Source organism: Niabella insulisoli (assembly GCF_039652435.2).
GTDB classification, from domain to species: Bacteria; Bacteroidota; Bacteroidia; order Chitinophagales; family Chitinophagaceae; genus Niabella; species Niabella insulamsoli.
The window spans coordinates 2677007-2697434 of the sequence record NZ_CP190246.1; the positions used below are offsets into that span (position 1 = coordinate 2677007).

At 44.5% G+C, this 20428-nt stretch carries 18 protein-coding genes and 1 riboswitch; of the genes, 8 read left to right on the top strand and 10 right to left on the bottom strand.

Annotated elements, in window-relative coordinates:
• Window positions 1-5: 5 nt before the first annotated feature.
• The 5 genes from ABDK00_RS11065 to rpmB all read right to left on the bottom strand — a co-directional run bounded on the left by ABDK00_RS11065 (window position 6) and on the right by rpmB (window position 5572).
• Window positions 6-3197: a TonB-dependent receptor gene (locus tag ABDK00_RS11065; protein ID WP_346237339.1), complete on the bottom strand. Its 3192-nt coding sequence runs from the start codon at window positions 3195-3197 to the stop codon at window positions 6-8.
• A 617-nt stretch (window positions 3198-3814) separates the two neighbouring features.
• A complete protein-coding gene (ftsY, locus tag ABDK00_RS11070) occupies window positions 3815-4777 on the bottom strand; it encodes a signal recognition particle-docking protein FtsY (RefSeq protein WP_346237338.1) in 963 nt (320 codons plus the stop codon).
• Window positions 4778-4877: 100 nt separating this feature from the next.
• Window positions 4878-5051, bottom strand: coding sequence for a DUF4295 domain-containing protein (locus ABDK00_RS11075; protein WP_114788942.1), 174 nt, complete (start codon window positions 5049-5051; stop codon window positions 4878-4880).
• A gap of 75 nt (window positions 5052-5126) precedes the next feature.
• A complete protein-coding gene (gene rpmG, locus ABDK00_RS11080) occupies window positions 5127-5315 on the bottom strand; it encodes a 50S ribosomal protein L33 (protein ID WP_346237337.1) in 189 nt (62 codons plus the stop codon).
• 20 nt (window positions 5316-5335) lie between these two features.
• Window positions 5336-5572 (bottom strand): 50S ribosomal protein L28, encoded by a 237-nt coding sequence (gene rpmB, locus ABDK00_RS11085; protein ID WP_346237336.1) that lies wholly within the window; start codon window positions 5570-5572, stop codon window positions 5336-5338.
• Between the two features lie 207 nt (window positions 5573-5779).
• Here rpmB and ABDK00_RS11090 point away from each other — a divergent pair, with 207 nt between their 5' ends.
• From ABDK00_RS11090 to lpdA, 3 genes are all read left to right on the top strand, one after another.
• Entirely contained in the window at window positions 5780-6301 is a 522-nt protein-coding gene (locus ABDK00_RS11090; protein WP_346237335.1) for a DinB family protein, read from the top strand.
• Window positions 6298-7158, top strand: coding sequence for a sugar phosphate isomerase/epimerase family protein (locus ABDK00_RS11095; protein ID WP_346237334.1), 861 nt, complete (start codon window positions 6298-6300; stop codon window positions 7156-7158). Before ABDK00_RS11090 ends, ABDK00_RS11095 begins: the two co-directional genes overlap by 4 nt.
• Window positions 7159-7349: 191 nt before the next feature.
• Complete coding sequence (gene lpdA, locus ABDK00_RS11100; RefSeq protein ID WP_346237333.1) at window positions 7350-8753, top strand: dihydrolipoyl dehydrogenase; 1404 nt, start codon at window positions 7350-7352, stop codon at window positions 8751-8753.
• Between the two features lie 209 nt (window positions 8754-8962).
• Here lpdA and ABDK00_RS11105 read toward each other — a convergent pair whose 3' ends face one another.
• Window positions 8963-10330: a thioredoxin family protein gene (locus tag ABDK00_RS11105; RefSeq protein ID WP_346237332.1), complete on the bottom strand. Its 1368-nt coding sequence runs from the start codon at window positions 10328-10330 to the stop codon at window positions 8963-8965.
• 203 nt (window positions 10331-10533) lie between these two features.
• On the opposite strand from ABDK00_RS11105, the gene lepB reads away from it, so the two are divergent.
• The 3 genes from lepB (at window position 10534) to ABDK00_RS11120 (ending at window position 14841) form a co-directional block, all read left to right on the top strand.
• On the top strand, window positions 10534-12084 hold the full coding sequence (lepB, locus tag ABDK00_RS11110) for a signal peptidase I (protein WP_346237331.1): 1551 nt from the start codon (window positions 10534-10536) through the stop codon (window positions 12082-12084).
• A gap of 67 nt (window positions 12085-12151) precedes the next feature.
• A riboswitch (TPP riboswitch) is annotated at window positions 12152-12258 on the top strand.
• Window positions 12259-12315: 57 nt separating this feature from the next.
• Complete coding sequence (locus ABDK00_RS11115; RefSeq protein ID WP_346237330.1) at window positions 12316-14556, top strand: TonB-dependent receptor; 2241 nt, start codon at window positions 12316-12318, stop codon at window positions 14554-14556.
• A gap of 66 nt (window positions 14557-14622) precedes the next feature.
• Entirely contained in the window at window positions 14623-14841 is a 219-nt protein-coding gene (locus tag ABDK00_RS11120) for a hypothetical protein (RefSeq protein ID WP_346237329.1), read from the top strand.
• Window positions 14842-14904: 63 nt separating this feature from the next.
• Here the strand turns inward: ABDK00_RS11120 and ABDK00_RS11125 are convergent, their stop codons facing one another.
• The 4 genes from ABDK00_RS11125 to ABDK00_RS11140 form a co-directional block, all read right to left on the bottom strand.
• Window positions 14905-15216 carry a rhodanese-like domain-containing protein gene (locus tag ABDK00_RS11125; protein WP_346237328.1) on the bottom strand — a complete coding sequence of 104 codons (312 nt, stop codon included), beginning with the start codon at window positions 15214-15216 and terminating at the stop codon, window positions 14905-14907.
• 32 nt (window positions 15217-15248) lie between these two features.
• A complete protein-coding gene (locus tag ABDK00_RS11130; protein ID WP_346237327.1) occupies window positions 15249-16070 on the bottom strand; it encodes a PASTA domain-containing protein in 822 nt (273 codons plus the stop codon).
• 29 nt (window positions 16071-16099) lie between these two features.
• Window positions 16100-17086 carry a D-alanine--D-alanine ligase gene (locus ABDK00_RS11135; protein WP_346237326.1) on the bottom strand — a complete coding sequence of 329 codons (987 nt, stop codon included), beginning with the start codon at window positions 17084-17086 and terminating at the stop codon, window positions 16100-16102.
• 157 nt (window positions 17087-17243) lie between these two features.
• Window positions 17244-17591: a 4Fe-4S dicluster domain-containing protein gene (locus ABDK00_RS11140; RefSeq protein WP_346237325.1), complete on the bottom strand. Its 348-nt coding sequence runs from the start codon at window positions 17589-17591 to the stop codon at window positions 17244-17246.
• A gap of 94 nt (window positions 17592-17685) precedes the next feature.
• On the opposite strand from ABDK00_RS11140, the gene ABDK00_RS11145 reads away from it, so the two are divergent.
• Together ABDK00_RS11145 and ABDK00_RS11150 are read left to right on the top strand one after the other, a co-directional pair.
• Window positions 17686-18690 carry an acyl-CoA reductase gene (locus ABDK00_RS11145; RefSeq protein WP_346237324.1) on the top strand — a complete coding sequence of 335 codons (1005 nt, stop codon included), beginning with the start codon at window positions 17686-17688 and terminating at the stop codon, window positions 18688-18690.
• Window positions 18691-18843: 153 nt separating this feature from the next.
• Window positions 18844-20397: a trypsin-like peptidase domain-containing protein gene (locus ABDK00_RS11150; protein ID WP_346237323.1), complete on the top strand. Its 1554-nt coding sequence runs from the start codon at window positions 18844-18846 to the stop codon at window positions 20395-20397.
• Window positions 20398-20428 lie beyond the last annotated feature (31 nt).

The window sequence follows — 20428 nt, forward strand, 5'->3', positions numbered from 1 at the left end:
AGGGGTTAGAAAGAAAGATCCAGGCCAAAAGAAAATATTTTACTGATGGGGTATACCCTGCCATTAGCCTCGGCAGCGGCCTGCTCCGGATCGATATAATCTGTTTCGAGTTTGGTACGGGTGAAAATATTATCGCCACTTACGTAAATGCGGCAACGGGTAATTTTTGCTCTTGAAAGCAGATTGGCTGGCAAAGAATAACCAATCGTAAGATTCTTCAAACGCACATAAGCCAGGTCCTGCAAATATTTATCATTGATCACATTCAGTTCGCCATTTCCGTTGAGCGCCACATATCCTCTCAACTTAGGAAAGTAGGCGTCAGGATTTTCTTCGCTCCAAACCATGTCGGGAAAGTTTTCGGGAATAAAAGAATAATAAGGTCTTGAGTAGGGCCCCCAAAATTTGTCGGCATTGTTGCCAGGATACCAGTTTTGCTTGCCGATGCCCTGAATGAAGGCAGAGATATCAAAGCCGTTCCAGTTCGCACCCAGGTTAGCGCCATAAGAATAACGCGGCTGCCTGTTTCCAAGTTTCACCAGGTCGCCGTGATCTTCGAGCGTATTCTTTCCATTGTTCACTACGCCGTCGCCGTTTACGTCAATGAATTTAATATCGCCGGCCTGCAGTTTAGACCATTCACCGGGAGCTGAGAGGCGCTGTTTATTTACAAAATCCTGGTTAACGGTTTGCTGATACTCGGCCGCTTCGGCATCGGTTTTAAAATATCCGGCAATTTTGTAGCCCCAGATCTCTCCGACTTCTTGTCCGACATAATAATTGTTTAGCAGCCCCTGCGGATTATCAAATCGGGTAATATTCGCTTTGTAATCCGAAAGCCCTACGCTCACGCTGTATCCGAAAGGTTTTCCTGCGAGTTGGCGCGTGTCGTTCCAGCCTACCTGTAGTTCCCAGCCGCGGGTTTGCATGTCTCCGGCATTGGTTTTTGGAGAGGATTCTCCATATACCGATGGAACCGTTCTGCCGGGAATAAGCATGCCCAGTGTGTTTCTGACATACCAGTCGTAGGTCAGCGTCAACCTGTTTTTTAACAACGCCAGATCGATACCAACATCGGTTGATTGCGCACGTTCCCAGGTAAGGTTGGGCGACAACGGAACCGGAACGCCCAGGTATTGCGCGCGCGCTCCATCAAAAATATAGCTCAGCGTACCTCTTCTTAGCGTTGGCAGGTATCCGTAAATAGCGGCCTCCTGCTGATTACCGAGCGAGCCATAAGATGCGCGCAGTTTAAATTCGTTTACAATAGGTTTCATTGACTGCCAGAACTGCTCCTCACTAACACGCCATCCACCTGATACGGAAGGGAAAAATCCAAAACGGCTTTCTTTCGGGAATCTCGATGAACCGTCGTAGCGGCCATTAAACTCTAACAGGTATTTTCCTCTGAAGTCATAGTTAAACCTGGCAAAATATCCCATCAGCGCCCATTCGTCTGCGCCGCCGGTTAAAGTGGGTTGGCCGGTGCCGAGGTTAAAATCATTCAAATCAACAGAAAGTAAATCGGTATTTCTCCCCGTGATGCGTTTGAAGGTTTGTAACTCCTGGTTGTAACCCAACATCAACTTGAAATTGTGATCCTCCAGGCTTTTAGCGTAGCTGCCATAAATATTCAGCGCGTGATATTGGCGGTTGTTTACGACCTCGTTGAGATAGTCGTTGCCGACATAACTAATCACACCTGGATAAATCGACCAGGGTGATGCCACGCGCCGCTGCATGGTGGTAGAAGGATTGAAAGTGTAGGAATAATTGGCGTTGATTTCCATTCCTTTAAAAGGCTTGTAGGTAGCTCCCACAAGATTGATGAGCTCAAATTCTTTTTCCTCGCCTTTCGATTTGCCATATAAAAGATCGGCATAGATGCCATCTCCAATAGTATAATTGTTGAGCTCAGTTCTGTATGTGGCCGTGCCATCCGGATTTACCGGCAGATAGGAAGGCAGCGCGTGAACAGTGATGGATACAAAATTGCTATTGTAGCCCCATCCCGGATAAGTGTATTTATTGGTATTGAAATACGTATTGGTAAACACTTCCAGCTTGTCAGAAATACGCGCATTAATTTTTGCCCGGAAGTTATAACTGTTAAAGCGATCCTGATTGATCTGCATCACACCGTCTTTACTATACATTCTTCCCGAAATAAGAAAGTCGATTTTCTCAGAGCCGCCGTTGATGCTGATAGAGTGTTCCCGGGATGGCTGCCAGTCTCTGAACATAACATCCCACCAATCGGTGCTTCCGTAATATACATACTGGTCTTTTCCTTTTCTGTTGCTGATAACAACATCAGGCAACGATTTATCCGTCTGCCTTTTTTTAAGCTCTTCATAATCCTCTTCAGTATAACGCGTGTAGGTATTACCGGTAGCGCGAAGAAATGCTTCATCATTCAGCATCGCAGATGTGTAACCATCGGTAATAAAATCGGTACTGGTGGTGAGGCCTGACCATCCATAGTTGTTGGCATAATTCACGGTCAGTTTGCCGCGCTTCGCCTTTTTTGTTGTCACCAGAATGACCCCGAAAGAACCGCGCGCTCCATAAATCGCAGCGGAAGCGGCATCTTTTAATACGGAAATATTTTCAACATCCCTTGGGTTGATATTATTCAGGGTTCCGGGTACGCCATCTATCAGGATCAGCGGTGTTCCTCCTCCATTGATAGACGTGTTACCTCTGATGTTGATGCGCCCTTCAGTTCCCGGCCTTCCGTCACCAAAAGTGATATTCACGTTTGGCACGGCGCCCTGAAGCGCCTGTGTAATGTTGGCCACCGGACGGTCTTCCAGCACCTCCCCGCTCACCTGTGCCACCGCGCCGGTCAGGTTTACTTTGCGCTGCGTGCCATAACCCACCACCACTACTTCGTCCATAGCCTCATTTTTCTTGCTCATTCTGAGGTCATAAACGATTTCATCTGTAACAACAAATGTGAGGTCGTTGTAGCCAATCATGGTAATGAGCACAGAGTCGCCTTTTGCAGCGTCAATCTCGAAACCGCCCTGATTGGTACTAAGCGCGGACAGGTTGCGCACCATATTAAAAACGGTAGCGCCGGCGACCGGAAGCGACTGGTCGTCCCTGACCGCGCCCCGTATTTTTTTTAGTTCGTTTTGAGCATTGGCGCTAAATGCAGCCAATAATAGAATGGTTAGAAATCCTTTCATCATGGTTTAGTTTATGTGTAAAAAATAGATCACGAAAAGGGCGTGATTGCTATCTGACTAAGAAATAAGTCTTCAAAAGCGCCGCGAAAATAAGCGCAGAACCAAGAGTTTTACGGCTGCTCACACGAATTAACCAATCCATAATAAAAGGCTAATAAAAACTTAATGGTGAAACATCGAACGGATACTTCCACATTACACGATAATGTTTTTACAATGTAAAAATGTAGAAACACCCGTTTGCAAACATAGCTTTCACTACAGCATGTTGGCCATTTCCTGCAGGCTAAGACATCCGGATCTGATAGGAAAAGGAACTTTTCATTTCAATAAGGCACAAACTATTTTTCGTTAGATTAATAAAGCAATCTCTTTTTTACCGGCAAAATCGTGCCAATTAATAGCGCCTATCTACGCATACTATGTCCTCGATAGATATCAAACTGTCCTTGAAAATCTAAAATGAAAAGGGGTTAATTAAAAAGCCGAGCGAAGGTCTTGTCGCTCGGCATGCATAAAAAACATATTAATAAAAAGAAAGGTTGTCAGAGGATGATCGCCCGGAATGTAGCGCAGACGCTTCACCGCCATATCGGATATAGGATCAAACCCATGAAGTTTTACGATTGCAGGCTAAACAAACTATCCACAAATTCATGCTTATCAAACACGAGTAAATCATCAGCTTTTTCGCCAACGCCGATAAATTTCACCGGAATTTTAAATTGATCCGCAATAGCCAGCACTACGCCACCTTTTGCCGTGCCATCGAGTTTGGTAATAGCCATCGCTGTAACATCAGTAGCGGCGGTAAAATGCTTTGCCTGCTCTAAGGCGTTTTGGCCGGTGGACCCATCTAATACCAACAGCACTTCGTGTGGCGCTTCAGGAATAAATTTTTGGATGACCCTTTTGATTTTATTTAACTCATCCATTAAATGCGCCTTATTGTGCAGACGGCCGGCAGTGTCAATTAACACCACATCACTATTGCGGCTAACGGCGCTTTGAGCAGTATCGAAAGCGACGGCGGCAGGATCGCTGCCCATGGGCTGCTTCACAATCGGAACCCCCACCCTTTCACTCCAAATTGTTAACTGATCAACCGCGGCTGCGCGGAACGTGTCTGCGGCGCCCAGCAACACCGACTTGCCAGCCTGAGTGAAATTGTGCGCAAGTTTACCAATCGTTGTTGTTTTGCCAACCCCGTTCACACCGACCACCAAAATGATATACGGCTTTGCGGGCATTTCGCTATCAAAAGTATAACTGGCCGATTCTGAAGCATCCACCAGTATCTTCTCTATTTCTTCTTTCAGTATTTGATTGAGCTCGCCCGTACCCATGTATTTGTCCCTGGCTACGCGCTCCTCGATGCGATTGATGATGCGCACCGTAGTTTCAACGCCCACATCGGCACTTACCAACGCTTCTTCCAGGTTGTCTAAAACTTCCTCATCGACCGTACTTTTACCGGCGATAGCCTTGCTGATCTTACTTAAAAAACCTTCTTTTGTTTTTTGCAGCCCCTGGTCGAGCGACTCCTTTTCTTTTTTTCCAAACAGCTTTTTCAGAAAGCTCATAATCTATATAAATTGAATCCTGATGAGATAATAGCGCAAAACAAGAAAAGCCATCCGCAGTTTACGAATAGCTTTGCTAATATTGTTGTAAAAGCCAAAATTACTTTTGAGCTAAGAAATCTTTTACTTTCTCTTTGTGAACAATTTGTTCTTTAAAAGTATAAGCACCAGTCTTAGGGCTGCGCACGGCGCGGATCACCTTCGTCCAGTTTTTACTTTCTGCCGCTGCTTTGGCATCTTTTACCTTCGAGTTTTTTGACGCTGCTTTTGCCATTGTCTATCTTATTAAAAAGTTGATATGTTAGTGAATGAACCAGTTGTGCTGTAAAACTTTCAACCGGCCAATCATTTACTTAATTTCTTTGTGAAGGGTTACTTTCTTCAGGATTGGGTTGAACTTTTTCAACTCTAATCTTTCAGGGTTATTCTTCTTGTTTTTTACAGTAATATAACGGCTTGTACCAGGCTGACCGCTGGTCTTGTGCTCGGTGCACTCCAATATTACCTGAACTCTGTTGCCTTTCGCTTTTTTTGCCATGGTATAATGCTTTTAAAAAATTAGATTTTTTCGCCCTTCGCGCGCAGTTGTTTCACTACAGAGTACAAACCGTTTTTATTAATTGTACGGATGGCGTCAGTAGATACTTTTAAAGTAATCCATTTATCTTCCTCTACAAGATAAAACTTCTTTTTTTGCAAATTTGGTAAAAACCTGCGCTTTGTTTTGATATTAGAGTGTGATACCTTATTCCCTCCTATCGGCGTTTTACCCGTAACCTGACATACTCTTGCCATAATAATTTTTTTTAGGACTGCAAAGGTAAGAGATTTTATTCAAAAACGGCACTTCTTTTTTACAGATTTTTTTAAAAAAATACCTGCCAACAAACCCAGTTAATGTTATGGCGCGAAAAGTTGCAAAGATAATTATTCCGTGCGCATTCAATCAATTCATTACGAAACCGGTTCGTCCGGTAATTTCTCTTATTTTTATGGCTAAAAATGCTGCCCCATTCTACCGATTATCCTACCTTTTACCAGCCCTATGTGAAGCGGGTCATGGAGCCCGATGTAAAAAAAATGCTATCGGCTTCCCTCGTCGATTTACAACAATTTGTAAAATCTATTTGCGAATCAGCAGCCGACCAAAGGTATGAACCCGGTAAATGGAGCGTCAAAGAAGTGCTGCAACATTGTATTGATTCTGAGCGCATTTTTGCCTATCGGGCGCTTTGCCACGCCCGCGGCGAGCAGCTGCGGTTGCCGGGGTTTGACCAAAATGCCTACGCATCGGTGATGGAAACCGGGCTCCGAAGCCTGGAAAGCCTGGTAAACGAAAGTGTGCTGGTGCGCCAAAGTACAGTAACCCTATTCGAAAATTTCACAGAAAAAGATCTTTTACGCACCGGATTTGTCGGTGAAACCTCCATAAAGACATTTTGCTGGGCTTATATTATTGCCGGCCATTTCATCCATCACCAGGAAATTTTAATCAACCGATATCACCTTAAACCTATCTCATGAAATATTTAAAGCTCTGCAGTTTGCTGGCCATTTTTACTTGTTTTAGCGCGATAGCGCAACCCCCGGTTCCGGTTCTCGGCGTTTGCGCCAAATTGAGTGACGCCCATTTAGTGAAACAAGCAGGCTATCAATTTATACAGCCTACGGTTGGTGAAGTGGTAAAACCGCTGCAACCTGACACCTCCTATGTTATCGCTGAAAACATCAGTAACCCGGAAGTAGACATTGATGTTATCAATGTTTTTATCCCCGGCAGCATTAAAACCACAGGCCCGGAGGTTGACGAAGACCGCACGCTTGATTATGCCAAAACAGTTTTTGAACGCGCCCATCAGCTTAAGATCCGCCTAATCGTTTTCGGCAGCGGCGCTTCCCGCATGGTGCCCGAAGGGTTCAGCCACGACACTGCTTTCGAGCAATTCGTTTCTGTCAGTAAAAAGTTGGCCGCCCTTGCAGCAAAATATGATATTGTGCTGGCCTTGGAAAGCCAGAACAAACTGGAATGTAATTTTTTGAATACCGTGGCGGAGTGCATCAAAGTAGCGCGCGCCGTTAATCATCCCAACTTCAGGATATGCGTTGATATTTATCATATGATGCGGGAAAATGAACCGGCGCGTGTTATTATGGACGGCGGCCCTCTTGTGTATCACTGCGACATTGGCGAAAAGGAAACCCGATCGGCGCCGGGCGTGGCTGGCGACGACTTCAGGCCTTATTTTAAAGCGTTTCAAAAAATTGGTTACAAAGGGAAAATTGCGCTCGAATGCAGATTTAAAGATATGGAGCGGGAACTGCCGCTGGCTATGAAAACGATACGGTCGCAATGGGCCGAAGCGGCTAAAAAGGATAAATAACCATCAAGTTAGCAAAATGATGCCTTTTGCAGTTTACCATAATTAAGCTAAATTCGCAGGGTTTCTTTATCGTCGTTTACGCTGCCGGGATATGACCAGCAGTTTAAGTGTGCGACGCAACGGGGATGATCGAAGTTCATCTGTTGAAACAATAAATCTTACTATCAAATTAAAACAAAAATCTATCACACATGGCTTACGACGTAGTAGTATTGGGCAGCGGCCCTGGCGGTTATGTGGCGGCGATTCGCGCATCACAATTGGGGTTGAAAACAGCGATTATTGAAAAGGAAAGCCTGGGCGGCATTTGTCTGAACTGGGGATGTATTCCGACCAAAGCATTACTGAAAAGCGCTCAGGTGTTTAACGACATCAAGCACGCGCAGGATTTTGGTATCGAGGCGAGCGGAAAACCAAATTTTGAAGCCATCGTAAAACGCAGCCGCGGCGTAGCTGATAAAATGAGCAAAGGCGTACAGTTTTTGATGCGCAAGAACAAAATTGATGTGGTAATGGGCTTTGGTACGCTGAAAGCGAAAGGCCAAATAGAAGTGAAGGGCGCCGACGGAAAAACCCAAATTGTAGAGGGCAAACATATTATTATTGCGACGGGCGGCCGCAGCCGCGAATTACCGGCGCTAAAGCAGGATGGTAAAAAAATCATCGGATACCGCGAAGCCATGGTATTGCCACAACAACCTAAAAGTATGATCGTGGTGGGCAGCGGCGCCATTGGTATTGAGTTTGGTTATTTTTATAATAGCCTTGGTACTAAAGTGACCGTTGTTGAATTTTTACCCCGTATTGTTCCGGTTGAAGATGAGGATATTTCTAAGGAGCTGGAAAAAAATCTTAAAAAGCAGGGCATTGATGTGTTGGTGAACAGCGAAGTAACCTCTGTTGACACTTCGGGCGACGGCGTAAAAGCCAAGGTGAAAACGGCTAACGGGGAAGTGGTGCTGGAAGCGGATATCGTATTAAGCGCTGTTGGCGTTGCTGCCAATATTGAAGGCATTGGTTTGGAAGCTGTGGGCGTTAAAACGGAAAAAGGAAAAATTACTGTAGATAAATTTTACAAAACTAACGTGGCCGGCTTTTATGCGATTGGGGATTGTGTGCCGGGCCAGGCTTTAGCGCACGTTGCCAGTAAAGAAGCCATCATTTGCGTGGAAGCTATTGCGCAGGCAGAAGGTAAATATAAGCACCAGCCAGAGCCAATCGATTATAATAACGTGCCGGGCTGTACGTATTGCTACCCCGAAGTGGCGAGCGTTGGCTTTACGGAAGCGAAAGCAAAAGAAGCAGGTTATGATGTGAAAGTGGGTAAATTCCCATTAAGCGCGAGTGGAAAAGCAAGTGCAGCGGGTCATACCGAAGGATTTGTAAAAGTAATTTTCGACGCCAAATACGGCGAGTGGCTGGGCACGCACATGATCGGTTATAATGTAACTGAGATGATCGCAGAGACTGTTGTCGGCCGCAAATTAGAAACCACTTATCACGAGGTGCTGAATGCGATCCATCCGCATCCCACCATCAGCGAGAGCGTAAAAGACGCGATCGAAGTGGCGTATGGCGAAGCGATACATTTATAATTTACTATTAGTACAATAACATTAAAGCCGAAGCCTGACAGTTTCGGCTTTTTTTAATCAACAGAATATCAGTGGAGCGTTCGGCAATTAAAGCCATTATGTTATTTATTTGCCTTCTGCTTTACGATGTTTTCTATTTGTTCGAACGTTAAATTTATACTCTACAGAAGATTTTTTCCAATGATGAATAAAAGTTTGTTATTAATGATCTAGTTTAAAATCGAAACTATTTTCTCCGGCCACGTGGGTTCGCCTTTTTTCATTTTTTCGATTATTTCTTTATACCCACTGGTATCCTCACCATTTTTTTCCGCCACGCTTAGCGCCCGCTCCTCCTCTTTTATCGCAGCATCCTTTTCACCAATCTTGTAGAGCAGATTGGCGTGCGTGTCTATATATGCGGCCGCGTTGGCCTCCTTTTCCAAAGAAAGTTTACTCCACGAGGCTGCTTTTTCAAGTATGGCTTTATCTGCAATATTTTCAAAAGCAAACCAGGCATAGCTATTCAACTCGCCACCCGAGGGTGCTTCAATTTTAATAAGCTTATCTACGTTTTCTGCAAATTCCGGCCAGTTTTTTTTGCTGCGGTAATAATACATTTTTGAAAAAGCCGAAACATAATCCGCATAAGCAGGATATTTTGCCTTCAGATTACTGTCAAAACTGGCGAAATCAGGCGCTTCATCTTTTCCTAATTTTCTCAACATACCGCCCAACTCTTCATTCAGTATAATGCCTTTCACAAGGTTAAAACTTGCCTTGGGCCTGCCCAGCACTTCATCGGCTTTGGCGCCCTCATTCAGCGCTATTTCAAAACCTTTGTCTTTGCTGCTTCTGGCAGTGGAATAAAGTAGATCAAGGTTGGCTTTAGTAAAATAATCAGTTTGCGTGGCCAGATACTCGTCGATATATTTCTTAGCATTTTTGTCGTAAGCGCTTTGAGACATGGTGGCTAATTTTAGCAAAAACGGCGCGCTCCGATCTCCGCTTTCAAATTTTTTCACCTGAGTGTAATACTGATGTTCAGGATCCAAGATTTTTTGGCCGGCAGCCACAAAGGCGTCGGGCGACATTGAGCCTACAAAGCGATGAATAATTTCGCCCTGCGGATCAAAAATCAGGTAGGTCGGATACGCCCTGACATTATATTTCTGAGCAATATCGTGGCCGTCTTTGTACCAGCCTTTTATATACGCGTCATCATTGTCTGTCGTATCCAATTGCACTTTGGCGTTAATAAAATGAGTATTATAGAAATCGCCGACTTCGGGCTGGGTAAATACTTTACTGGTCATCACCTTGCAGGGGCCGCACCAGGTCGTATAACAATCTAGGAATATCATTTTATTTTCCCGTTTGGCTTTTGCTACCACTTCTTTCCAGGAAGCCAGGTGCTCAAAATTCATTCCTGTAGCAGCCGCTCCCTGCGCGTATCCCGCTATGGAAAATAATAAGGCTACAGCCACGGTCAACCAGCTTCTCGCCATTCGACCTTTTTCTTGTAATATTCTTTCTTTGAAAGAGATACCATTCACATTTTGAGTTTTCTGAGAAGGACGCGTGGTGTCTTGTTTCATTGTACAGATTTTTTTAAAAAAAGAAAGATGAATGCCTGTCAAATTCCTCGGTTGCAAAAGAGACAAAGGCATCGGACTTCATAAGCAACTGATTTTTTCAACGATTCTAAATTACTATAAAAATGAATATAATTTGTTAATTGGCAAATCGCATTCCGCCTTTTCATCCTTTTCCAATAAATTTGCCGCTAAATTTCTGGCCGATGCCTATCAATCAACTACTTGTTATATACCTGATCAGTCTACTGCTTGTTTGGTTACCTTCTTTTGGATTAGCAAAGCTTTTTAAAAAAGCGGGTCGCGAATCGTGGAAGGCTTACGTTCCTTTCTACAATACATGGGTGATGCAGGATATTGCGCAACGTCCCAAACATTGGGTATTCTGGCAGTTTATACCGGTAGTGGGCTGGTTTATCACGCCTGGTATCTTTATCGAATTTGCGAAAGTATTCTGCCGTTTTTCTTTTTTAGATCACACTGCCGCGGCTCTTTTAGCGCCTTTTTATTTTCCCTGGCTCGCCAATCATAAAGACGCCAGGTTTATCGGCGCCGAAGGGGTGCACAAACATAAAAAGCCAAGCTGGAGAGAATGGGTGGACGCAGCCATATTTGCCATTGTGGCCGCTACCCTGATACGCACTTTTGTTTTTGAGGCTTATACCATCCCCTCGAGCTCGATGGAAAAAACCCTGCTCGTGAATGATTTTCTTTTTGTGAGCAAACTCAGCTACGGCCCGCGCATTCCGAACACGCCTTTATCGGTTCCTTTTGTTCACAATTATCTACCGAAAATCAATACAAAGTCTTATTCCACGTTGATTCAACTGCCCTACACGCGCTGGTTTGAAGGGCCTGTTAAAAGAAATGACTGTGTTGTTTTTAATTTTCCTGCCGGCGACACGGTTATACATGCGGAAGGGTTTGAATCGCTGCGGCCTTATAATCAGATCCGGCGCTTCGCCGAATTGGGCCATCAGGAATCCCTCAACGTGTTAAACAATCCGGCCGAGTTTCCGGTGGTTGTTCACCCGGTGGATAAAACGGATAACTATATTAAAAGATGTGTAGGCGTTCCGGGGGATACCATCAAAATTGTCAATGGTATTTTATATGTAAGCGGCAGGCCTGCGTTTGTGCCGCCGGCGTCCGCCACCTACTATATTTTCCGGTCGAAGAACAACGTATCGATTACCGATGATTTTTTAAGAGAGTCGGGCATTCGCATTTCTCCTGACGGCAACGATTTCATGCCCATAGGCCAGGGCACTTACCGGATCAACCTAAGCTTATCTGAATTGGAGCTGCTTAAAACACTTCCCGTTGTGGAAGCCGGTTCGATCACTAAAGAGATTGCCAATCCGGAAGAATACAGCTATCAGTTGTTCCCTTATTATGACACGGCCCATCATTGGTCTGCGGACGACTACGGCCCGCTATGGATTCCTAAAAAAGGCGCTACTATTACACTGACCGCAGAAAATTATCCGATCTATGAACGGGCGATCAGAAATTATGAAAATAATACGCTCGAAACCACCGGCAACGGTAGTTACGTCATTAACGGAAAACCTGCGAATACGTATACTTTCAAGTATGATTATTTTTGGATGATGGGCGACAATCGCCATAACTCTCAGGACAGCCGCTTTTGGGGCTTTGTACCTGAAACCCATATCGTGGGTAAAGCATGGATGATCTGGTTTAGCTACGAAAATGGGCCCCGTTGGAAACGTCTGTTCAACATTATCAAATAGCATCATTTCCTCATCAATTAGTATCGACTAATTATCCTTACCTTTGCAGCGCTTTAGAAAAAAAGCACAGCGTTTCCCGGGGTGCCGATTCAATACACTATTGATGAAGCTGAGATAATACCCGCAAACCTGATCAGGGTAATGCCTGCGCAGGGAAGGAAGTACATCTAATCCTTTCTCATTTCAGCATTTCCCTCTCATTAATTTTTTTATTTCTTAAAAGAAAAACAAATGAAGAGGACTCTCATGTTCTGCGGCTTGCTCTCTGCAGCAAGCGCCTCTCTAATGGCCCAAACCGACAGCAGCCGGCTAGACAGTATGCAAACCCTTGCCCCTGTTGAAGTTCGCTCCACAAGGCTCAATGAAAAATCACCCTTCGCTGTAAGTAATTTTAATAAAAAAGATATTGCCAAACAAAACCTCGGTCAAAATTTCCCCAACTTACTCAACCAAATACCGTCGGTTGTCATCAGCTCCGACGACGGTGTGGGCGTAGGTTATTCCTCTTTTCGTGTACGCGGCACTGATATTGCCAGAACCAATGTCACGTTTAATGGCATTCCCGTAAACGACCCGGAATCGCAGGGGGCATTCTTCGTTAATTTTGGCGACCTCGCTTCCTCCACCAGCTCCGTTCAGCTGCAACGCGGCGTGGGATCTTCCACAAATGGAGCGGGCGCCTTTGGGGCTTCCCTTAATATTTACAATATCGAACAAAGCAAAGAAGCGTTTGCCACAATCAGCAACGCTTATGGCTCTTTCAATACCTGGAAACATACTTTGCAAGCCGGCACCGGCATGCTACCGGGTGGTCTTCAATTTGACGTGCGGTTATCTAAAATCAATTCGAGCGGTTATATCCAACGTTCCAACAGTGATTTAAAATCTTTACAATTTATTGCAGGATGGACATCAAAAGATGCCAACACGGATATCAAATTCAATTTACTGACAGGTAAAGAAAAAACCGGCCAGGCCTGGAACGGCATTGGCACTTATCACGAAAATAATGATCCCGCTTTTGACTATTCGAAGCAACTGGACGAAGCGGGCAGAAGCACCAACACGCTTGGTAAAATGGCCGACGGCACTTACTATAATGATCAAACTGATAATTATCAGCAGGATTATTATCAATTATTCCTCAACCATAAATTCAATCCTTACTGGGCTGCGAATCTCAGTTTCTTTTTGACAAGGGGCCGTGGCTATTACAACGAATACCGCGGCCAAGACCCCTTCTCAGATTATGGAAGAGCGGATGTAACCATCGGCGATTCGGTAATCACTGCCACTAATCTGACAAGGCAACTTTGGTTAGACAATCATTATTACGGCACCGTGTTTTCTGCAAATTATAATAAAAACAATACCGATTTATACATTGGCGGCGCCTACTCCCAGTACGATGCCAAGCATTATGGATTTGTAAAGTGGGCTGATGTGGGCTTTCCGCTTGACTATAAATGGTACGATTTAACTGCTTTTAAAAACGACATGAATGTTTACGCGAAGCTGCAGCAACAACTGATTACCAACTTCTATGGATTTTTGGATTTGCAGCTGCGCCAGGTTAATTATAAAATTAATGGCTTTCGCAAAAACCCGGGCCTGATATCGGATAACGATTACACGTTCTTCAACCCCAAAGCAGGATTGAGTTATATTTTAAGACACGAAAATACAGCGCAGAGCAAAGTTTACGGATCGGTGGCCGTAGCGAATAAAGAACCCAACCGCGACGACTTCGAAGCCAATACTACTGAAGCGCCGAAACACGAACAGTTGACCGATTTTGAATTGGGTTATCAATTTACTGCCAAAAAATTTGACGCAGGTGTGAATGGCTATTACATGAAATATAAAAACCAACTGATTGCGACCGGGAAGATCAACGACGTAGGCGCCTATGCACGCACTAATGTTGACAATAGTTATCGTGCCGGCGTTGACCTGACCGCCGCATTTCGTCCTGTAGATTGGCTGCAGGCCAGCGCTAACGCTACTTTAAGCCGCAACAAAATAAAAAATATCATCCAGTATAATGATGATTATGACAACGGCGGACAGATCGCAACTACTTTTACGAACACCGACATTTCCTTCTCGCCCAACACTGTTGCCGGCGCTTCTGTTACTTTTGAGCCCTTTACCACAGTTCAAAACAGGCAGCGTTTTTTTATTGATTTGCTTGAAAAATATGTGGGCCGTCAATATCTCGACAACGCTCAAAACAAATTGAGAAGCATCAATCCGTATGCTTTAACCGATGCCAGGCTGCGTTACGAACTATCCACGGGCACATTCAAAAACATAAGCATTATCCTCATGGTCAATAATGTTTTCAACAAAAAATATGAAAACAACGGATACACATTTAGTTACCTGTACGATGGCGTTTTGGCTACCGAGAGCTATTATTTTACACAGGCAGGAACCAATTGGAACATCGGAATTAATTTCGGTTTCTGATAGTGGCGCTTGCGTGCGGGGTTGAAAAGCGAAAAGGTCATTTATTCTTTTCTTAACTTTGTTTACATGGTCTCGCACAAACTAAACAGGTCAGCGTTCAAGGCGCAGACAGCGGCCGATGCGGCCGACCATGCCAGGCATTATAAAAATCTTAGCTGGCAGGACCGATTGCGGATTACGGCATATTTGAATAGTATGGCATTCAATTATCCTTTGGAGCATCCGCCCGCTATGGACAAAACAGCGTTTAAAGCCAAAGATTTAAACGACCTGGAAAACTTGTAACGCTATCAAAAAAGGCCTTCAAGGTTTTAAATCTTGAAGGCCTTAATATGTAGATACTCTATTTTAATCAACCTCAAATGCCTCTTTCCAGGCTAATACACCGCCTTCCACGTTCACTGTCTTTTTAAAGCCCATAGAATCGAGATAAAGGCAAGCGGCAGCGCTTCTTTTTCCGCTTCTGCAATGGATAATAATTTCTTCCTCCTTCTTATCCTCAAGCGGCCCTAAATCGCCATTCTGAATATCTCCCAGCGGAATCAAGGTCGCGCCAATATTATATTCTTCGTACTCCGCCGGTTCACGGCAATCAATCAGGTTTATTGCTTCGCCACTGTCCATTCGCTGCTTTAGTTGCTGAACTGTGATGGTCTCCATAATATATAAAGTTTGTTTTTAACTATTTAAAACTACTCAGGCAAGCTGTCCGTCAGGGGTTTGATATCCAGCGAATCGATCGCAGGAGCCGCCACGCTCACCCAAATATCCATCACCTGGCCAGATCGGATACTGATAATATTTCCATTGTCATCAAACCGCTGCGGGCTTTGGCGATAAACATAGGCGTTCGCAGTGTCGCGCACGTCGGGATCGGGAATGATAGAAGCCAGGATAATTCCCTTGGTATCAAGTAATGCACGGGTTTGAGCGGTCGTCAATCCAATCAGGTTGGGGATGGCATACATGCTTGTGCTGAGCTGGGATCCGATTACGAGATCAATTTTGCTGCCCATTGCAATTTTCGCCCCGGGTTGAATGGTAACGCCTTTATATAATTGCTCCAAAATAGAATTCTTTGCAAAATCGGGCCTGAAGGTGGTGTCTCCCATTTTCAAACCCGCATTCTCCAGCACCATCAGCGCATTCCTGAAACTATAGCCTACAATATTGGGCATCTCAATTTGAGGCGGTAATGCGCGATTATACGTCAGGTAAACCGTTCTAGTAGATTTTACAACTTCCAGCTCGTCCGGCACCTGCCTTATTACCTGTAACGGCGCGAGCGTGTCGTAATAAAGGCTGTCCTGTATCTCAACCGAAAAACCGGCGTCATTTAAAATACGTTCTGCTTCGGCTAAAGTCTTTCCTGTAACGCCGGGCACTGTTTTAGCATCGTCATGATTTGTAAACCAACCCAGTGAACTGATTACCGCCACAAATAGCAAGACGGCCAAAACAATACCAGCCAGTATGTTCACCCAAAGCGGTCTTTTTGTAATAAATCTAAACATGCCTCAATTTTATGCGGTAAATATACTGTTTACGAAAAACATTCTTCTACCAACAAAGTATAAAAATCTTTTAAGTTTCCACCGGCTGCCGCTACCTGCTGCGGGATGATACTGGCGGCGCTTTGTCCGGGAACGGTGTTTACTTCCAGCATAAAAGGCGCGCCCTTGGTTTCATCATAAATAAAATCAATTCTTATAACGCCCCTGCAGTTAAAGATAGTGTAAACCTGCTTGGCCGCGGCCCTGATCTTTTCCGCAATCGATTCATCTACCTGGGCCGGAGTGATTTCGATCGATTTGCCTTCATATTTGGCCTCGAAATCGAAGAATGTTTTAGAAGCATCGGCTTTCACTTCCGTCATCGGCAAGGTAATCACCTCTCCTTTCGATTTGTAAACACCGATGGTAAATTCGCGGCCTGTAATCATTTCTTCCACAAGCACCTGCCGGTCTTCTTTAAAAGCCCTCTCAATAGCCGGCTCCAATTCTTCGGCCGCCAACACTTTGCTCATGCCGATGCTTGATCCGCCGCTATTCGGTTTTATGAAGAGCGGAAGTTTTAATTTTTCAAGGATCGCTGCGCCATCAACGGGCGTATGATCGAATAACAGGACAGATTGGGCCACATTAATTCCCGCTTTCCCTGCGACTCCGGTAGTATAACTTTTGTTCATCGTGATGGCCGAGGTTGCAGCATTGCAGCCGGTATACGGGATCTGCAACATATCAAAATAACCCTGCAATTTTCCATCCTCGCCCGGCGTTCCGTGCAGTGCAATCAATACCGCGTCAAACTGAACTGTACTTCCGTCAGCCGTAATCGTGAAATCATTTTTGTTTACGGCAGATTTTGAACCATCAGGAGCAAGATACCACCAGCCGTCTTTGCTGACATCGATTTTGTAAACCCGATAACGTTCTGTATCAAGATGTGTTTGAATGGTCGTTGCACTTTTATAGGAAATAACAGACTCTCCCGAGTAACCGCCTGTTACAAGCGCAATATTTTTTTTCATTTTTCTTTTTATTTGGTTGTGCGACATTTTTATACTTCAGAAACCGCGCTTGATCACAAATCCCCTGCTTCGCGGGTTCTTCTAACCGATAAAAAATGCCACCCGAGATATTCATCAAAGTGGCATATAAATAAAGTAAACTTATGTTGGGTACTGATTAAACGTGAAGCTTTTCTTTCTTTTCCATCAGTTGCTCAACGGTCTCTTCGTACATTTCATCAGGAACGCAGCAGTCAACCGGACAAACCGACGCACATTGAGGCTCTTCATGAAACCCCTGGCATTCGGTGCATTTATCGGGCGTAATATAATAAGTATCAACCGCCAGCGGTTCATTTTTAAAATGAGCATCAACCACGTTTCCGTTCATCAACTTAAATTCGCCATTTACTGAAGTGCCATCAGAAATTGCCCATTCCACTCCTCCTTCATAAATCGCATTATTGGGACATTCCGGTTCACAAGCGCCACAATTTATACATTCGTCTGTAATTTTTATTGCCATATCCTATTGTTTATTTTATGAAACTATATTTGTCGTTCAAACTGCAAAATTACTGAATGAAGGCGACATAAGCCACAGTTTAAACTACTTAGAAATGAATTTATCGAAACGCATTGATTTGTTGGTACAACTCGGAACCTATATCCGGCAGGATGGCGATGCATGGCAGTCAGCAAAGCAAAAGGCCTACCATGAAAACGGCTGGTTTTTGCCCGCTTTTATTGACCAGCACGCCAACGACATCGCCGACACTTTTCTTCAAAAAGACAAGCTTCAGCAATGGTTGTCAGCCTACCCGGCTATACAGGATGCGCCTGCATCCAAAAAAAAGGTGGGCATTGTGATGGCCGGCAATATCCCGCTGGTGGGCTTTCACGATTTTTTATGCGTTTTTATAAGCGGGCATCAGTGTCTCATCAAGCCCTCATCGAAAGATGAAACGCTGATCAAACACCTGGTGGCACAATTAATCAGCTGGGAGCCTGCCTTAAAAGAGGAAATCATATTTTCTGAAATGCTGAAAAACTGCGACGCTTACATCGCCACCGGCAGCAACAGTTCGGCCGGTTATTTTGACTATTATTTTGGAAAATTCCCGCATATCATCCGCCGCAATCGAACCTCCGTGGCGGTTTTGACCGGGAAAGAATCTCAAGAAGATCTAACGCTGCTCGCCGACGATATCTTTTCTTATTTCGGCATGGGATGTAGAAATGTCACTAAAATTTATGTACCGGAAGATTACGATTTTTTACCGCTGTTAGACATCCTGAAAAAATATGATTACCTGGCAGAACATCACAAATACAAAAACAATTATGATTACAACCTGGCGCTTCATTTACTCAACAATAAGGCTTATATGAGCACGCCTGCGTTGCTGCTGGTGGAAGAAAAGAATGTCTTTTCACCGGTAAGCCAACTCAATTATGAGGTGTATAAAAACGAAGCAGGATTAGCAAATGAATTTACTGAAAACGATTCGTTACAATGTGTGGTCGGCCAAGGTTTCCTTCCCTTCGGATCGGCGCAACACCCCGCCCTTGCTGATTATGCGGATGGCGTGGATACGATGAAATGGTTGGAAACGTTGGGTTAAAGCGAACCCATGTTGCCCATTCTCAAAGTACGAAGACTTTAGTAAAACTTTGTTAAACTAAACTGACTTGCAAGGAAATGCGTCTGACAATTTGTTATTTTGTGACGAAAAGGAATAGTTTTTGAATCATTCTAATTAAAAAGTGAAAAAGATATGAAATTTAAACAATTATTATTCATTGTTGTGATCAGCGTTCTTTCTGCTTTTGGAGGCGTTTATATTTATGGTAAATTCTTCAGGGGCGCATCGAACGGGATTGGTACAACGATGGACGGCAAACTGCCTGTCAATTATGCCAGCTTTTTTGACAATAATGGTAACGCGGCCGACCCGACCGATTTTACCAAAGCTTCTCAATCGGCTGTACCGGCCGTTGTGCATATTAAAACCAAAATTCCTGCGAGAAAGCTCAGCAACGATTTACCCAACAGCGAAAGCCGCGGTTACGATCCATTCGAAGATTTTTTTGGTGATATGTTTGGCGGTATGGGCCCGCAAATGATTCCTGAGCAAAGAGCGTCCGGTAGCGGCGTTATCATTAGCCAGGATGGATATATTGTGACCAATAACCACGTTATTTCCGATCGCAATGGAAAAGATATTGCTCCCGAAATTAAAGTAACTTTAAACGAAGGGCGTAAAACCTACACGGCCAAAGTGGTAGGCCGCGATCCCAGCACTGATTTGGCGGTATTGAAAATAGAAGCCATCAATCTTCCTTATCTTATTTATGGAAATTCAGACAACCTCCAACTTGGACAATGGGTGCTTGCAGTAGGCTATCCGTTTAACCTGGAAGCCACTGTTACAGCCGGCATTATCAGCGCTAAAGGAAGAAGTATCGGCATCAACAGCCAGCAAAGCCAGTCGCCGGTTGAATCATTTATTCAAACTGATGCGGCGGTAAACTCCGGCAACAGCGGTGGTGCATTAATAAATACCAACGGTGAGCTCATTGGTATCAACTCTGCGATATTGGCGCCGGGCGGCACTTATGCCGGGTATTCGTTTGCTATCCCTTCGTCAATTGTCAAAAAGATTGTAAATGATATTGTGAAGTACGGAGATGTGAAGCGCGGTTACCTGGGTGTAACTTACTCGAGCCAGCCTTCTCAAAATGAGGAGTATTTGAAAAGAGCCAATGTGCAGGACGGTGTGTACGTTATGGGTACAGATCCTGATGGCGGCGCAGGCAAAGCCGGTATTAAAAGAGGAGATATTATCACCAAATTAAATGGCAACCAGATTGTTTCCGGACTGGAAATAAGTGGAGCTATAGCCAGCGCGCAACCGGGCGACAAAGTAAAAATCACTTATATAAGAAATGGAAAAGAAAACACCGTTGACGTGGTATTATCAGCTCAATCGAAAATTGTTCAGTTGTCTTCTGCGGAGGCGATCGCTGATAGATTAGGCGTTGATTTAAAGAATGTGAGCGGAGACCGCGCCGAGCAGTTAAGAATAAAAGGCGGTGTTGAAGTGACCAATATCCGACCCGACGGCCCATTCAAAAAAACAAGAATGGAGAAAGGGTTTATCATCACATCGGTGAACGGGCAGGAAGTGAAAAGCATGGATGAGTTTGCGCAAACGCTTAGCCAGCTCAGAAGCAGTGTGATTGCGTTAGTGGGTATCTACCCCGGTTACAGCGGGCGTTATACTTATCAGATCAATTTAGCCGGAGACGAAGGCGGCGGAGCCTTTTAATCCACATAGCGAGATATTTAAAAAGCCGGTT

Bases quoted from the DNA above. Each gene is read 5' to 3' on its own strand.
- ABDK00_RS11065 (WP_346237339.1), bottom strand. From the start codon at position 3,197: ATGATGAAAGGATTTCTAACCATTCTATTATTGGCTGCATTTAGCGCC.
- ftsY (WP_346237338.1), bottom strand. From the start codon at position 4,777: ATGAGCTTTCTGAAAAAGCTGTTTGGAAAAAAAGAAAAGGAGTCGCTC.
- ABDK00_RS11075 (WP_114788942.1), bottom strand. From the start codon at position 5,051: ATGGCAAAAGCAGCGTCAAAAAACTCGAAGGTAAAAGATGCCAAAGCA.
- rpmG (WP_346237337.1), bottom strand. From the start codon at position 5,315: ATGGCAAAAAAAGCGAAAGGCAACAGAGTTCAGGTAATATTGGAGTGC.
- rpmB (WP_346237336.1), bottom strand. From the start codon at position 5,572: ATGGCAAGAGTATGTCAGGTTACGGGTAAAACGCCGATAGGAGGGAAT.
- ABDK00_RS11090 (WP_346237335.1), top strand. From the start codon at position 5,780: ATGCTGCCCCATTCTACCGATTATCCTACCTTTTACCAGCCCTATGTG.
- ABDK00_RS11095 (WP_346237334.1), top strand. From the start codon at position 6,298: ATGAAATATTTAAAGCTCTGCAGTTTGCTGGCCATTTTTACTTGTTTT.
- lpdA (WP_346237333.1), top strand. From the start codon at position 7,350: ATGGCTTACGACGTAGTAGTATTGGGCAGCGGCCCTGGCGGTTATGTG.
- ABDK00_RS11105 (WP_346237332.1), bottom strand. From the start codon at position 10,330: ATGAAACAAGACACCACGCGTCCTTCTCAGAAAACTCAAAATGTGAAT.
- lepB (WP_346237331.1), top strand. From the start codon at position 10,534: ATGCCTATCAATCAACTACTTGTTATATACCTGATCAGTCTACTGCTT.
- ABDK00_RS11115 (WP_346237330.1), top strand. From the start codon at position 12,316: ATGAAGAGGACTCTCATGTTCTGCGGCTTGCTCTCTGCAGCAAGCGCC.
- ABDK00_RS11120 (WP_346237329.1), top strand. From the start codon at position 14,623: ATGGTCTCGCACAAACTAAACAGGTCAGCGTTCAAGGCGCAGACAGCG.
- ABDK00_RS11125 (WP_346237328.1), bottom strand. From the start codon at position 15,216: ATGGAGACCATCACAGTTCAGCAACTAAAGCAGCGAATGGACAGTGGC.
- ABDK00_RS11130 (WP_346237327.1), bottom strand. From the start codon at position 16,070: ATGTTTAGATTTATTACAAAAAGACCGCTTTGGGTGAACATACTGGCT.
- ABDK00_RS11135 (WP_346237326.1), bottom strand. From the start codon at position 17,086: ATGAAAAAAAATATTGCGCTTGTAACAGGCGGTTACTCGGGAGAGTCT.
- ABDK00_RS11140 (WP_346237325.1), bottom strand. From the start codon at position 17,591: ATGGCAATAAAAATTACAGACGAATGTATAAATTGTGGCGCTTGTGAA.
- ABDK00_RS11145 (WP_346237324.1), top strand. From the start codon at position 17,686: ATGAATTTATCGAAACGCATTGATTTGTTGGTACAACTCGGAACCTAT.
- ABDK00_RS11150 (WP_346237323.1), top strand. From the start codon at position 18,844: ATGAAATTTAAACAATTATTATTCATTGTTGTGATCAGCGTTCTTTCT.